Origin of the sequence: Pseudomonas sivasensis, assembly GCF_021391435.1 — a bacterium.
Taxonomy (GTDB): domain Bacteria; phylum Pseudomonadota; class Gammaproteobacteria; order Pseudomonadales; family Pseudomonadaceae; genus Aquipseudomonas; species Aquipseudomonas sivasensis.
This window is the reverse complement of record NZ_CP090029.1, coordinates 2,130,391-2,144,008: the sequence shown is the minus strand read 5'-3', so window position 1 is coordinate 2,144,008 and position 13,618 is coordinate 2,130,391. Positions and strand designations below refer to the sequence as shown.

Genomic DNA, 13,618 nt, shown 5'->3' with positions numbered 1-13,618 from the left:
CCGTTGCCCATCTGTTGCATCGCCTGCATCAACTGGCCGATTTCATCACGACGACTGACCTCCATACGCCCGCTCAAATCCCCGGCGGCAATCTGCTGCGCCACCGCGATCACACTGCGCAGCGGCGCGACGATCAAACGGGTAATCACCCACGCTGCAATCAGCCCCACCAGCAAAGCCAGGGCCGACGAGCCGATGATCAACATCGCGTTTTTTTTCAGTTGTGCCTGCATCGACAGGTCTTCGGCGTCATAGGCCTGGTTGACCCGGCTGACCACCAGAGCCGCCCGGTCATGCAGTTGTTTGTAGACCACTTTTTCCTGGGCCAACAGGCCGGTGTATTCACCCAGCTTCTCGCTGAACGCGGCAATGTGCCCTGAGACTTCATTGAGCACCGTCTGATAACCGGAGTCCTTGACCGACGTTTTCAGTTGCTCGACTTGAGCAAGAGCCTGGTCAGCCTGCTCGATCTTGCCTTGCTCGGCATCCTCAGCATCCACTTTGCGGCTCTGGTCCAAGCGTACGTGGGCTTCGTTCATGGCCTGCAACATCAAGCGCGACACCTGACTGACCTGTCCAGCCTGCTCGATAAACTCGACGCCCTCCTTGCCCTGGCTTTCCTTGAGGCCATAAGCCCCGTCGTCCGCCAGGCCGGCCTGCAACACATCCAGGTTGTTCGCCACGCTGGACACCGACCAAGTGGCCATTTCCAGCGCCAGATCCTTGGTCTGGGTCAGCTCGACAAACTCATCGAACGCCTGGCGGTAGGCGACCAGGGCCTGCTCGACGTCAGTCATCACCGGCACATTCGCCGCAGACTGTGCCTTGAGGGCGGCGGCCTGGGCCGCCAAGGCGTCAACGCTTTCATGCAGGGCGTCGGCAGCCTTGGGGTCGGCGTGCAGCGCGTAGTCCTGCTCGATCAGGCGTACCTTGAGCAAGCCGCTGTTGAGCGAAGACATGGCCTTGAGCCCCTCGAAACGCTGGCCAACGGTCTGCAGGGACCACACGCCGATAGCTGCTACCAACGCCGTCAGCAGCAGCACCAGCATGAAGCCCAAACCCAGTTTTTTCGCCATACCGAGGTTGGCGAAACGTCGTTGCACGCCTGAAATCATTGCACTTGAATCCTCTTGCAATGGCAGATGCCATCAAGCCCGATTGACATCCAGCGAGATTCGCAACCACAAGGCACTGAGCACAAGACGTTGGCGCCACAATAATGGCAAAAAGCTACACGCTCGTCGTTTTCAGAATGGTTGAGGTCGATCTGGTAGGCCCCATGGCACGGAACAATGCCAAAGCCCGTGGATCAGTTGCATAGGCCACATTGATGCGCAGCCAATCACAGGGCTCCGCCGTTGGGCTGAACAACGCCCCGGGAGACAACAACACTCCCAGACGTCGGGCACACCTCTGCAACAGCGAAGGTTGCGCCTCCCCCGGCCGCGCCCACAGGAACATGCCTCCGGCAGGCACCGCGAACACCTCCCACTCCTCGTCTTCCAGCACTTGCAGGGTGGCTCTCATCTCAGTGCCCAGTCGCTTGCGCAGGCGCTGTACCCATTTACGATAGGTGCCATTGGCCAATAGCGTAGCAACCACTGCCTCGGCAAACCGCGAGGTGCCGAATCCGGTCAAGGTCTTGAGGCTGGCCAGTTGCGTGATGATCGCCGAACTGGCAGTGAGATACCCCACGCGCAACGCACTGCTCAGGGTCTTGGAGAAACTCGCGACATAGATCACCCGGTCATCATGGGGCAATGCCGCGAGCCGTATGCAACTGGCATGTTGCAGGTCGCCGTAGACGTCTTCTTCAATGATCAGGAAGTTTTCGCGGTGCGCCAGTTCCAGCAAACGCTCGGCCACCTCGCGGCACAGACTCGTCCCGGTGGGGTTGTGATAAAGGCTGTGGATGAACAGGCATTTTGGCCGATGGTCTTGTAGTAACGCTTCCAGGGCCAGGAGGTCGGGGCCGCCTCGGGTACGCGGCACCTCCAGCAGTTGCACACCCTGGAACGCCAATTGTTGATAGAGGTTGCCGTACCCCGGGGTTTCGACCACCACGCAATCGCCGGCCTTGAGCAGCGTGCGTATCAGCAGGTCCTGGGCATGGCCAGCGCCCGCGGTAGTGAGGATGCAGTCCACGCTGGAGGGGATATGAATCTGAGTCAGGCGCTTGGCCAGTTGTTCGCGCAACGCGGGTAAACCTAAGGGCGTGCTGTAGTTGAACAGTGCTGCAGTGTCGGTGCGGGTAACTTCACGGATTGCGTAACTGATGTCATCGCTTTCGCGCCAGGCGTCTGGCAACCAGCCGCAGCCCAGTTTCAACTCGCCCAGCGGATTATCGGCAAAGGCCCCCCATTCGCGCTCCGCCCCCTCATACCAGTTGCCTTCGTGGGAGACGGCTGGCTGGGCCACTACAAATCCCGAGCCTTGCCGGGGGGCCAGCACTCCCTGGGCGACCATCCGTTCGAATGCTTCGATCACGCTGGATTGGCTGAGCAGATTATCCCGAGCCAGTTGGCGGATGGAGGGCAAGCGTGTGCCGGGGCTTACCTCGTCCTTGCGAATCCATTGCGCCACTGCACTGACAATTTGCTGCACCACCGGTACAAGGGCTTGTCGATCAATCCTTAAATCCATGAGCCACTCACTTCAACTGTCTGTTATCAACCCGAAGAGTTAAGCACAGAAGCCGTTGACTGCCGGGCACACAAATTTATTAAAGTATTGATTTAATTGAATTATTTACCTACTGACACATATTCGGTCGCGGCGTTTTGCCAGCTCTGGAAAAGCCCCACATCCCCCCAAGACGTTTTCGAATAGAGGGCGACGCGAGGTCCTAGATCGCCGTCGCGCCACCGTCCACCGCCAAGGCGTGCCCGGTGGTGAATGCGGCGCCATCGCTGCATAGGTAAAGCACGGCGCTGGCGATTTCTTCTACTTTGCCGATACGCCCAACCGGGTGCATGGCGGCGGCGAATTCAGCCTTGCGGGGGTCGGCCTCATAGGCACGGCGGAACATGTCGGTGTCGATCACCGCCGGGCAAACGGCGTTAACGCGAATTTTCTTCTTGGCGTACTCAATGGCCGCCGATTTGGTCAGGCCGATCACTGCATGCTTGGAGGCCGCGTAGATGCTCATCTTCGGCGCCGCCCCCAGGCCCGCGACCGACGCGGTATTGACAATGGCCCCGCCACCTTGGGCCAGCAACAGTGGCAATTGGTACTTCATGCACAGCCACACGCCTTTGACATTGACGCCCATGATGGCGTCGAACTCATCCAGGCTGCCGTCCGCCAGCTTGCCCTTCTCAATCTCGATGCCGGCGTTATTAAAGGCGTAGTCCAAGCGGCCATAAGCGCCGATGGTCTGCGCCATCAATTGCTGCACATCCGCCTCCTGTGTGACGTTGCAGCGCACAAACAACGCCTCGCCACCGGACTGATGGATCAGCGCGACAGTGCCCTCGCCGCCCTCCACATCCAGGTCGGCAACCACGACCTTCAAACCTTCGGCGGCGAACGCCAGCGCGGTGGCGCGGCCAATACCGGCGGCGGCGCCGGTCACCAGGGCGACTTGGCCGGAAAACGTCATGCTCATGGGGGAATGTCCTATGGGAGAAATAGCCGTGGGCCGAGTCTAGCCAACACTGACACTGGCGCGTCAGCACTATCAAACGCCCGGTTAGGGCTGCATGAGTACCAGTGATAAGGACACCCTGCGCACTATCAACGCAGCCTATCGACCAGCATTCGCGCCTTCAGCCGACCTTGCCCCCAACCCGCTCAAGGTCTATCACTCATGCTCCACTTCTTAAGAGTCCCTGCCATGACTGCCCAGACCAACCGCCAATTCCTGCTCGCCAAACGCCCGGTCGGCGCGGCGACGCGGGAAACCTTCACGTACCAGGAAGTACCGGTGGGCACACCCCAGGACGGGCAAGTGCTGGTACGCAATGAATACTTGTCCCTCGACCCGGCCATGCGTGGCTGGATGAATGAAGGCAAGTCCTACATTCCGCCCGTCGGTATCGGCGAGGTGATGCGCGCGCTCGGCGTGGGCAAGGTGATTGCCTCGAACAACCCGAAATTCGCGGTCGGCGACTACGTGAATGGTGCCTTGGGCGTGCAGGATTATTTCCTCGGCGAGCCGCGCGGCTTCTACACCGTCGACCCAAAGCTCGCCCCTCTGCCCCGCTACCTTTCTGCACTGGGCATGACCGGCATGACTGCCTACTTCGCGCTCCTGGACACCGGCGCACCCAAGGAAGGTGAAACCGTGGTCATTTCCGGTGCAGCCGGCGCCGTGGGCAGTATTGCCGGGCAGATCGCCAAGCTGAAAGGTTGCCGCGTGGTCGGCATCGCCGGTGGTGCTGACAAGTGCAAGTTTCTGGTAGACGAATTGGGCTTTGATGCAGCCATCGACTACAAGAACGAAGACGTACCCGCCGCCCTCAAGCGCGAATGCCCGAAGGGCGTGGATGTGTATTTCGATAACGTCGGCGGCGAGATTCTTGACGCAGTACTTAGCCGCCTGGCGCTGAAGGCGCGGGTGGTGATTTGCGGCGCCATCAGCCAGTACAACAATAAGGAAGCCGTGAAAGGCCCGGCCAACTACCTGTCACTGCTGGTCAATCGCGCGCGGATGGAAGGCTTTGTGGTGATGGATCACGCGGCGAATTTTGCCGCCGCCGGGCAGGAAATGGCCGGCTGGATGGCGCAGGGCAAGCTCAAGAGCAAAGAGGATATTGTCGAGGGCCTGGAGACGTTCCCGGAGACGTTGATGAAGTTATTCAACGGCGAGAACTTTGGGAAATTGGTGCTTAAGGTCAGCTGACACACTGCATAGCAAATGTGAGAAGGGGCTCGCTGCAGCAAGCCCCTTCCCCGTTCGGATCAGGCGATCTCGGCAACGACCGCCGCCAACGCCTTGGCCGGATCCGCCGCTTGGCTGATCGGGCGACCGATCACCAGGTAGTCAGAACCTGCATCGAGTGCCTGACGCGGGGTCAGGATACGGCGCTGGTCATCCTGGGCGCTGCCCGCCGGGCGGATCCCCGGGGTCACCAATTGCAACGACGGATGGGCGGTCTTCAAGGCCTGGGCCTCCAGCGCCGAGCACACCAAGCCATCAAGGCCGGCTTTCTGGGCCAGGGCTGCCAGGCGCAGTACCTGCTCCTGAGGCTCGATGTCCAGGCCGATACCGGCCAGGTCTTCGCGCTCCATGCTGGTCAGCACGGTCACACCGATCAGCAGGGGTTTAGGGCCGCTGCGCTGTTCCAGCACTTCGCGGCAGGCGGTCATCATGCGCAGGCCGCCGGAGCAGTGCACGTTGACCATCCACACGCCCATTTCGGCGGCGGCCTTGACCGCCATGGCGGTGGTATTCGGGATATCGTGGAATTTCAGATCGAGGAACACTTCGAAGCCTTTGTCACGCAGGGTGCCGACGATTTCTGCGGCACAGCTGGTGAACAGTTCCTTGCCAACCTTGACCCTGCAAAGCTTGGGGTCCAACTGGTCAGCCAGCTTCAGTGCGGCGTCACGGGTGGGGTAATCCAGGGCGACGATGATAGGAGTCTGGCAGACGGACATTGGAATGGGCTCTCAGGCAAGTCGAAATCGGCGCGGATTGTAGCGCAAGCAGCGGCGTTGCGGGATCCGATGATCGGTAAATACTGACCAACCGGCATTTGACGGGCCTTTCGGGCAAATATTTCAAAGCTGATACATTCACGACATGCCCCCAACACGCCCCACCGCTAGCCTCGCCCGCACGACCCAACGACCAGCACTTCCAGCCATGGGGCTGGGCGCCTATGCTGACCGCAACAACCAGGCAGATGATCGCACTATGCAGACCCCTTTTGTCCCAGTGAACGACGAACAAAAAGGCGCGGTGACCGCCGATGACAAGCGCTGGAATACCCGCGCGCTGATCGTCGACGACGATGTGCCGATTCGCGAACTGCTGATCGACTACCTGGCACGCTTCAATATCCTCGCCACCGGCGTCACCGACGGCGCCGCGATGCGCCTGGCCATGCAAGCCGAAACCTTTGACGTGGTGGTGCTCGACCTGATGCTGCCAGGCGAGGACGGCCTTTCGCTGTGCCGCTGGCTGCGCTCGGAGTCGGATATACCGATCCTGATGCTTACCGCCCGCTGCGAACCCACCGACCGCATCATCGGTCTGGAACTGGGCGCCGACGACTACATGTCCAAGCCTTTCGAACCGCGCGAACTGGTGGCACGTATCCAGACTATCCTGCGCCGAGTGCGTGATGACCGCACCGAACAGCGCGCCAATATCCGTTTCGACAACTGGCGCCTCAATAGCGTGTTGCGCCAACTGGTGGCGGACGATGGCCTCGTGGTGCCGCTGTCCAATGCCGAGTTTCGTCTGTTGTGGGTGTTTATCGAGCGCCCGCGGCGGGTGTTGAGCCGTGAGCAATTGCTGGATGCCGCTCGTGGGCGATCCATCGAAGCGTTTGATCGCAGCATCGACTTGCTGGTGTCGCGCCTGCGTCAGAAACTGGGGGATGACCCCAAGGCACCACAGTTGATCAAAACTGTGCGGGGCGAAGGCTACCTGTTTGACGCGCGGGATATCGGTTGATGCGTGCCGCCTTCAATACGCTGTTTGGTCGGCTGTTCGGCGTGTTGCTGGTGGCGATTGTGCTGGCCCATGTGCTGGCGATCTGTTGGTTTCGTTATTACGGTCCTCCCCCGCCACCGCCTCAGGAAGCCTTTGCCGAACAGCCTGATGGCACTATGACGCAACGGCATAAGGAACATCGCCGCCCGTGGTTTGGCGGCCCGCTGGTCCCGCTGACGTTCCAGTTCATCTGCCTGATCATTGCCGCCTGGTACGGCGCCAAGCTGCTGAGCCGGCCGATCCAGCGTCTGAGCGAAGCGGCCGAGCGCCTGAGCCTGGACCTCGACAGCCCGCCGCTGGATGAGTCCGGTCCGCAGGAAGCGCGCAAAGCAGCATCGACCTTCAACCTGATGCAACGGCGTATCCGCGAACAGGTCAGCCAACGCGCACGTATGCTCGGCGCCGTCTCACATGACCTTCGCACTCCGCTGTCACGCCTCAAGCTACGCCTGGAACAGATCGACGACACGAAGTTGCAGGGCCAGATGCGCCAGGATCTGGACGACATGATCAACATGCTCGACGCCACCCTGAGCTACCTGCATGAACAACGCACCAGCGAAACACGGCATTGGCTGGATGTGCAGGCGTTGGTGGAATCACTGAGTGAAAACGCCCAGGACCAGGGCTCCGATGTGCAATTCGCCGGCACTTGCGTTCCGTTGCAGGTGCAACCGATGGCCCTGCGCTCCTGCTTGAACAACCTGATCGACAATGCCTTGCGCTATGCCGGCACGGTGCGTGTTGAACTTGAAGACAGCCGCGAAGCCCTGATCATCCGCGTGATCGACCACGGCCCTGGGATTGCCGCCGATATGCGCGAGGCGGTGTTTGAGCCCTTCTTCCGCCTGGAAGGTTCACGCAACCGCAATTCCGGTGGCGTAGGCCTGGGCATGACGATTTCCAAGGATGCCGCTGAGCGCCTCGGCGGCCGCCTGAGCCTGGAGGAGACCCCAGGCGGCGGTTTAACTGCAGTGATGTGGTTGCCCAGGGCTTAAAGAGGCTTGTCTTCGCGTCGCCCTTGAGCTTGTGTCGCGCTCCAATCCATCAACAGGCTGTAAGCCACTGCCAACAAGGTTGGGCCAATAAACAGGCCGATAAAACCAAATGCGATCAAGCCGCCGAACACCCCGAGCAACACGATCACCAACGGCAGATTGCCGCCACGGCTGATCAGGTACGGCTTGAGCACGTTGTCCACGCCGCTGATGATGAACGTACCCCACACGCCCAGGAACACCGCGTAGGTGTAATCGCCCTTCCAAGCCAGCCACGCCGTGGCCGGGATCCACACCAGCGGCGGGCCCATGGGGATCAGGCTGAGCAGGAAGGTCACGATCCCCAGCACCAGGGCGCCCGGCACGCCGGCAATCCAGAAACCGATCAGCGCCAGCAATGCCTGGGCAGCAGCGGTGCCGATCACGCCGTTGACGACACGTTGAACAGTACCTGCAACCAGTTCGATGTAATAACCGGCGCGATCACCGATCAAGCGCTCCAACAGGCGATGCACGAACATCGCCAACCGTGGCCCATCGCGATAGAAAAAGAACACGAACACCAGGCTCAGTGTCAGCTCAAGGATACCGCCGCCGATCTGTGCACTGCGCGCCAGAAGCCAGTTCCCCACTTGGCCCAGGTACGGCTTGATGCTGACCATCAGCGCCGCACCCTGCTCGTCAATGCTGTTCCACATCCCGACCAATCGCTCACCCACAAAGGGAATTGAGCCCAGCCAGTTCGGTGCCTCGGGCAGCCCGTCTACCTGGATATCCTTGATCAACGCCACCGCATCGCGCACATGGTCCGCCAGGTTGAATCCCAGCCACACCAGCGGCACCGCCACCAACAGCATCCAGCCGAGCGTCAGGATGCCGGCAGCCAGGGATTCACGGCCACCCAACCAGCGCGTCAGCAGCACCATCAGTGGCCAACTGGCGAACGCCAGAACGGCGCCCCAGAACAGCGCCGACCAGAACGGCGCCATCACCCAGAAACTGGCACCAAAGAGCACCAGCAGCAGGATTTGCACCAGCAGGCGATCGTTATTGAGCATGGGGTATCTCGGAAAAAGGCTGTAGGAAGAAAGCTTAGGCGAACGGCGCGGGTCCGTTCGCCTTATATGGGTCAGCGTATCAGATGCAGGTGCAGACCTTTGGTTTCACCGGTTCCGGTTTCAAGGCGCGCAGCGCGCACGCCTTTTTCGACCAAAGCCTGGCGCCAGACTTCGGCGTGGGTGCCGGTCAAGCTGACGCGCAGGGTGGTATCGAGGTTCAAGCCACGGGAGATGAGGGTCAACCAGGTGTCGTCAGGCTCGGCGCCCAGCGCTGGGAAATCCAGTTCGCCGGTGCTTTTCAATTCGCGCAAGAGGGTCGCGGAGGTGGGCAGCAGGTCACCCAGCGGTGCGCTGGCGTCCAGTTGTTCCACATGCAGATAGGCACGGCGGTTGCCTCGGGTGATGCCGTACAACGCCACCAAGGAATTGTCCTGCGGTGCGGCCAGACGCAACAGCAGGTATTCCTGCTGGCCATCGGCGCCGACCAGCTTGGCGTTGCCGAACACCTCATTGGCCCACAGGCTGCTCTCGCCGCAGTCGCGGGCCTTACACCAGAACAACAGCTGTGCACCCTTTGCCTGCAATGCTTCGCGGGTCGCGGTGAACGCGGCGCTGGAGCTGTGTTCAGCGGGCAGTTCATAGGTGATGGCGGTGGTTTGGCCCCGGGCGGTGGCCTGGCCTTCATAGCGCAGTTGGCCACTGATCTTGCGGATCGCACCCATGGGGTAGATGCGTTCTTTTTCTTCGGCGGGACGGTAATCGACAATTTGTGTGTCGACCTGTCGGGCCACGGTGGGCAGGTCCTGGCTGCCCGGCAGGTCGGCGGCGAATACCATTGGGCTGAGCAGGCTCAGCCCCAGGATACGGATACATCCGTTACGCACGCTCATAAGCTCAAAAAGCCCTGGCCATTGGAGGTCGTAGCGGTGTTGAAAACATTCATGGTTGACTCCCTTTCAATCCGCCCAGCCTCGGCAGTTGACCGCCCCAAGTCAAGGCGCGGAGAAGAACCGATTGAAACAGTCTGCAACAAGGACTGCGCCGGGCTCATCATTCAGGTGCAAATGATGGCCGCCTGGCAGCGTGGTTACCGCAAAGGGCAGCTGGGAAAGCAAGTCAGGATGTTTCGCCAACATACCGTCGGCGGCAACCACCAACTGCGTAGGGCAACCCACTCGCCGCACGAACGCCATTGCCTGCTCATCGGTCAGACGCATCGGCGAAGCCAGGGTGAGGCGACTGTCCGTACGCCAGGTGTAACCACCCGGCACCGGCATCAAACCGCGCTGGGCCAGTAGCTCTGCGGCTTCACGGCTGATGGCGACCAAGCCTTTCATGCGCGCTTCGACCGCTAGATCCAGAGTGCTGTAGACAGGTTTGCGCTTGCCCTGCAGGTTCAATTGCGCCTGCAATGCCATGCCCAAACGTTCCGCAGCGTTCTCACCACTGGCGGTGGGTGGGATCACGCCGTCGATCAAACCCAAGTGCGTTACCCGCTCCGGCAACGCGCCGGCCAGTACCAGGGAAACGATGGCTCCCAGGGAGTGGCCAAGTAATGCAAAACGTTTCCAACCCAGTTGCTCGGCGACTTGCAGTACATCGTGGACGTAATCCCACAAGGCATATCCGGCACCCGTAGGACGATGCGCGGAATGCCCATGGCCCGCCATGTCCAGGGCCACGATACGCAACCCTGAAAGCTTGGGCGCCAGACGCGCAAAACTGTTGGCATTGTCCAGCCAGCCATGTAGGGCAATCACTGGCAACCCATCCTCGGGGCCAAATAGATGGGCCGCCAATTCGATATGGGGCAGGCTCAGGCGCACTTCTTCGACCGGCGTGCTCATGCGCAACTGCGCTCACGGGCTTCCCAGCGAGTGAACAGGGTTTTGATCAAGGTCGCGGTGTCCTGAGGGCGTTCGAGTGGGAACATATGGCCACCGGGCATGGTGAGCATTTCACCCATGGGCAGACGGTCGACCCCGCTGGCGTGGTGACGCATCACTACCCGGCTCTGGCGGCCACGCACCACTGCCAGCGGCACCTTCAGTTGGCGCACCTGGCCGGGGCTGGTGTGGGGTACGCCACGGTAGATGCTGATTTCGGTGGCTGGGTCGAAGCGCAGGCGCAGGCGATCACCCGCCTGGTAAAGCCCGTGTTGCAAGTACGCGTCGAAACATTCCGGGTCGAAGCCACGGAACAGGGTCTTGCCAGCGAAGTAACTACGCGCGGCGTCGATGTCGCTGAACTCTTCACGACGGCCCAGCGTGCGGCCGGCCGGGGTCAGGCGATCGATAAAGCCGAAACGCTTGGCGGCGCGGATCACCCAGCGGTCCGCGCGGGTCAGCACTGGCGAATCGAGCATCACCACGCCGCGATAGAACTGTGGGCAACGCATGGCGGCGTGCAAATGCAACACACCGCCCAGAGAGTGGCCCACACCCCATACCGGCTCCGGCTGCTGCTCCAGATGGTGGATCAACTCGTCCACCAGATTCTGCCAGTTATCGTCCACCGGGAACCTGGGGTCGTGACCGTGCTGCGGCAGGTGAGCCACTGCGTACTCCGGCGCCAAGGCGGCAAACAGCTTGCCGTAGGTGGCCGAAGGGAAGCCATTGGCGTGAGTAAAAAACACATGCTGCGACATACCGGACCCATCTACAAAAACAGAAAATTGATTGTCACCATGCCAGGGCAGCACAGCAATGACTGTAACTGCCAGGAATGATGACACTCACGCCACGCCTATCGTGCCGGCGGGTTCTCGCCCAGCGGAACCACGGCCATGGTCAGACGTGAAACGCAGCTGGCCTTGCCATCTTCCGTGGTCAGGCGGATATCCCACACCTGGGTGGTGCGCCCGATATGGATCGCCCTGGCCACCGCAGTCACTCGCCCACTGCGCACGCCACGCAGGTGATTGGCGTTGACCTCCAGGCCCACGCAATAGAACTTGCTGGCGTCGACGCACAGGTAAGCCGCCATAGAGCCAACGCTTTCGGCCAGCACCACCGAAGCGCCGCCGTGCAGCAGGCCGTAAGGTTGATGGGTGCGGTGATCAACCACCATGCTGGCGGTCAGGGATTCGTCGTCGAAGCTTTCAAAGCGAATATCCAGCAGTTCACCGATGGTGTTTTTCTGGATGGCGTTGAGTTGTTCGATATTCGGTTGGGTACGCCACAGGCTCATGCGGTTGTCCTTGTTGGTTTTATGATGACCCTAATCCTGCCACACAACCGCCTCGGAACGCTCGCTCCAGTCCTGAAACTGTGGACCGTAAGTCGATTCGATCACGTTGCGCTTGATCTTCAAGGTCGGGGTCAGAAAGCCGTTCTCCACCGCCCAGTTGTCCTTGACCACCACCAAACGGCGCAAACGCTCATGTTTATCCAGCGTCTGGTTGACCTGCTCCAGCCAGCGTTCGAGGCTGGCGCCAAGCGCTTGCCGGTCCTGGTCCTGCGCTGACAGCACACACAAACCGATTGGCGCGCCAAGGCCATCGCCCACCACGCAGACTTGTTCGATGCGCGCGTGCTCCGCCAGACGGTTCTCAATCGGCGCCGGAGCCACGTATTTGCCCTTGCTGGTCTTGAAGATCTCCTTGAGGCGTCCGGTCAAGCGCAGGCGACCCTCAGCGTCCTGCTCACCTTTATCGCCCGTGCGCAGGAAGCCGTCCCCAGTAAGGGTTTCAGCGGTTTTTCCAGGATCCTTGAAATAGCCGAGCATGGTCGCGCCGCTGCGCACCTGCACCTCACCCGACGCATCGATGCGCACTTCCACACCGGGGCACGGCAGGCCGATCCAGCCGATTGTCTGCTGGCCGGGACGACACACATGGGAATAGCCGCAGCTCTCGGTCATGCCATACACCTCCAGCACATCCAGGCCCAGGCGTTGATACCATCGCAGCAAGGCCTCGGGAACCGGCGCGGCACCGGACAACGCAATTCGCAGTGCATCCAACCCGAGGCCGGCGAGCACCTTGTGACCTACGCGCTTGCCGATGAACGGCAGCCGCAGCAGGGTGTCCAGGCGTTTTTCCGGGATCTTGCTGTAAACACCCAGCTGGAATTTGGTCCAGATACGCGGCACACCAAACAGCGCTGTAGGCCTCGCCCTGCGCAAATCCGTCAGAAAGGTATCCAGGCTCTCGGCGAAAAATACCGTTTGCCCGGTGTAGATTGAGGCCATCTCTACAAACATCCGCTCAGCCACATGGCACAGCGGCAGGTACGACAGCAGCCGGTCGCCCTCCCCCAGGCCAAACAACTCAGTACCGTGTGTGGCGGCAAACCCCAGGGTGCCAAAGCTGTGCATCACGCCCTTGGGCAAGCCCGTGGTGCCAGACGTGTAGATGACAGTAGCCAGTTCAGAGGCAACGGGTGCGGGGCTGTCCTGGATCGGTGAGCAGGTTTGCAGGTCTGCCCACGTGAAGTCGAACGCGCCGGGTGGGCACAGCGGCAGGCTGATGGTCGCAACACCGTCCGGAACGCCGGGGGCCATGGCAGGCCAATCATCGAGCTTGCCGACAAACACCAGCGCCGCCTCGGAATGAGTGAGTACGTGACCAACGGAGTCGGCGGTGAGATTGGGGTAAAGAGGGACCGAAACATGCCCCGCCATCCAGATTGCCAGATCGGCGATGATCCAGTGGGCGCAGTTTTTCGAGATCAGGGCAATGTGCGAGCCGTGAGGAAGCTCCCTGGCGCGCAGCCAGTGCGCAGCGCGACGAGCCTGTTGGCCAACGTCGCCCCAAGTGAGGGTCTGCACCTCGCCCCCGCCAACGGGTTGAACCAGATAAGCCTGGCGCGGGTGTCGCGCTTCACGTTCGAAGAAGAGCTGCAACGGCAAACGAACAGCGACGGGCATGGGACGCGCTCCTTTGTGGTCCGATCATA

At 61.0% G+C, this 13,618-nt stretch carries 12 protein-coding genes and 1 pseudogene; 3 read left to right on the top strand and 10 right to left on the bottom strand.

The window, feature by feature from the left end:
- Positions 1-5: 5 nt before the first annotated feature.
- The 3 genes and pseudogenes from LRO94_RS28035 to LRO94_RS09725 all read right to left on the bottom strand — a co-directional run.
- Positions 6-206, bottom strand: a pseudogene (locus tag LRO94_RS28035) (HAMP domain-containing protein); the annotation flags it as partial.
- Between the two features lie 1,024 nt (positions 207-1,230).
- Positions 1,231-2,643 carry an aminotransferase-like domain-containing protein gene (locus LRO94_RS09730; protein ID WP_122755825.1) on the bottom strand — a complete coding sequence of 471 codons (1,413 nt, stop codon included), beginning with the start codon at positions 2,641-2,643 and terminating at the stop codon, positions 1,231-1,233.
- A gap of 202 nt (positions 2,644-2,845) precedes the next feature.
- On the bottom strand, positions 2,846-3,607 hold the full coding sequence (locus LRO94_RS09725; protein ID WP_122680085.1) for an SDR family oxidoreductase: 762 nt from the start codon (positions 3,605-3,607) through the stop codon (positions 2,846-2,848).
- A gap of 228 nt (positions 3,608-3,835) precedes the next feature.
- Here LRO94_RS09725 and LRO94_RS09720 point away from each other — a divergent pair, with 228 nt between their 5' ends.
- Entirely contained in the window at positions 3,836-4,843 is a 1,008-nt protein-coding gene (locus LRO94_RS09720) for an NADP-dependent oxidoreductase (protein WP_032889216.1), read from the top strand.
- Between the two features lie 59 nt (positions 4,844-4,902).
- Here LRO94_RS09720 and pyrF read toward each other — a convergent pair whose 3' ends face one another.
- Complete coding sequence (pyrF, locus tag LRO94_RS09715) at positions 4,903-5,601, bottom strand: orotidine-5'-phosphate decarboxylase (protein WP_017734306.1); 699 nt, start codon at positions 5,599-5,601, stop codon at positions 4,903-4,905.
- A 259-nt stretch (positions 5,602-5,860) separates the two neighbouring features.
- On the opposite strand from pyrF, the gene LRO94_RS09710 reads away from it, so the two are divergent.
- Positions 5,861-6,625, top strand: coding sequence for a response regulator (locus LRO94_RS09710; RefSeq protein ID WP_095184333.1), 765 nt, complete (start codon positions 5,861-5,863; stop codon positions 6,623-6,625).
- Positions 6,625-7,662, top strand: a complete 1,038-nt coding sequence (locus LRO94_RS09705; RefSeq protein ID WP_179179303.1) for a sensor histidine kinase — start codon at positions 6,625-6,627, stop codon at positions 7,660-7,662. Before LRO94_RS09710 ends, LRO94_RS09705 begins: the two co-directional genes overlap by 1 nt.
- Here the strand turns inward: LRO94_RS09705 and LRO94_RS09700 are convergent.
- The 6 genes from LRO94_RS09700 to LRO94_RS09675 all read right to left on the bottom strand — a co-directional run bounded on the left by LRO94_RS09700 (position 7,659) and on the right by LRO94_RS09675 (position 13,589).
- Positions 7,659-8,720 (bottom strand): AI-2E family transporter, encoded by a 1,062-nt coding sequence (locus tag LRO94_RS09700; RefSeq protein ID WP_032889210.1) that lies wholly within the window; start codon positions 8,718-8,720, stop codon positions 7,659-7,661. The genes LRO94_RS09705 and LRO94_RS09700 overlap by 4 nt on opposite strands.
- Positions 8,721-8,791: 71 nt before the next feature.
- Complete coding sequence (locus tag LRO94_RS09695) at positions 8,792-9,610, bottom strand: DUF4892 domain-containing protein (RefSeq protein ID WP_095184268.1); 819 nt, start codon at positions 9,608-9,610, stop codon at positions 8,792-8,794.
- Between the two features lie 102 nt (positions 9,611-9,712).
- Positions 9,713-10,567: an alpha/beta hydrolase gene (locus LRO94_RS09690; protein ID WP_179179304.1), complete on the bottom strand. Its 855-nt coding sequence runs from the start codon at positions 10,565-10,567 to the stop codon at positions 9,713-9,715.
- Complete coding sequence (locus tag LRO94_RS09685) at positions 10,564-11,367, bottom strand: alpha/beta fold hydrolase (RefSeq protein WP_122680086.1); 804 nt, start codon at positions 11,365-11,367, stop codon at positions 10,564-10,566. Before LRO94_RS09685 ends, LRO94_RS09690 begins: the two co-directional genes overlap by 4 nt.
- Before the next feature lie 98 nt (positions 11,368-11,465).
- Positions 11,466-11,909, bottom strand: coding sequence for a hotdog fold thioesterase (locus LRO94_RS09680; protein ID WP_032889200.1), 444 nt, complete (start codon positions 11,907-11,909; stop codon positions 11,466-11,468).
- A gap of 30 nt (positions 11,910-11,939) precedes the next feature.
- Positions 11,940-13,589, bottom strand: a complete 1,650-nt coding sequence (locus LRO94_RS09675; RefSeq protein ID WP_179179305.1) for an AMP-binding protein — start codon at positions 13,587-13,589, stop codon at positions 11,940-11,942.
- Between the last annotated feature and the right edge of the window lie 29 nt (positions 13,590-13,618).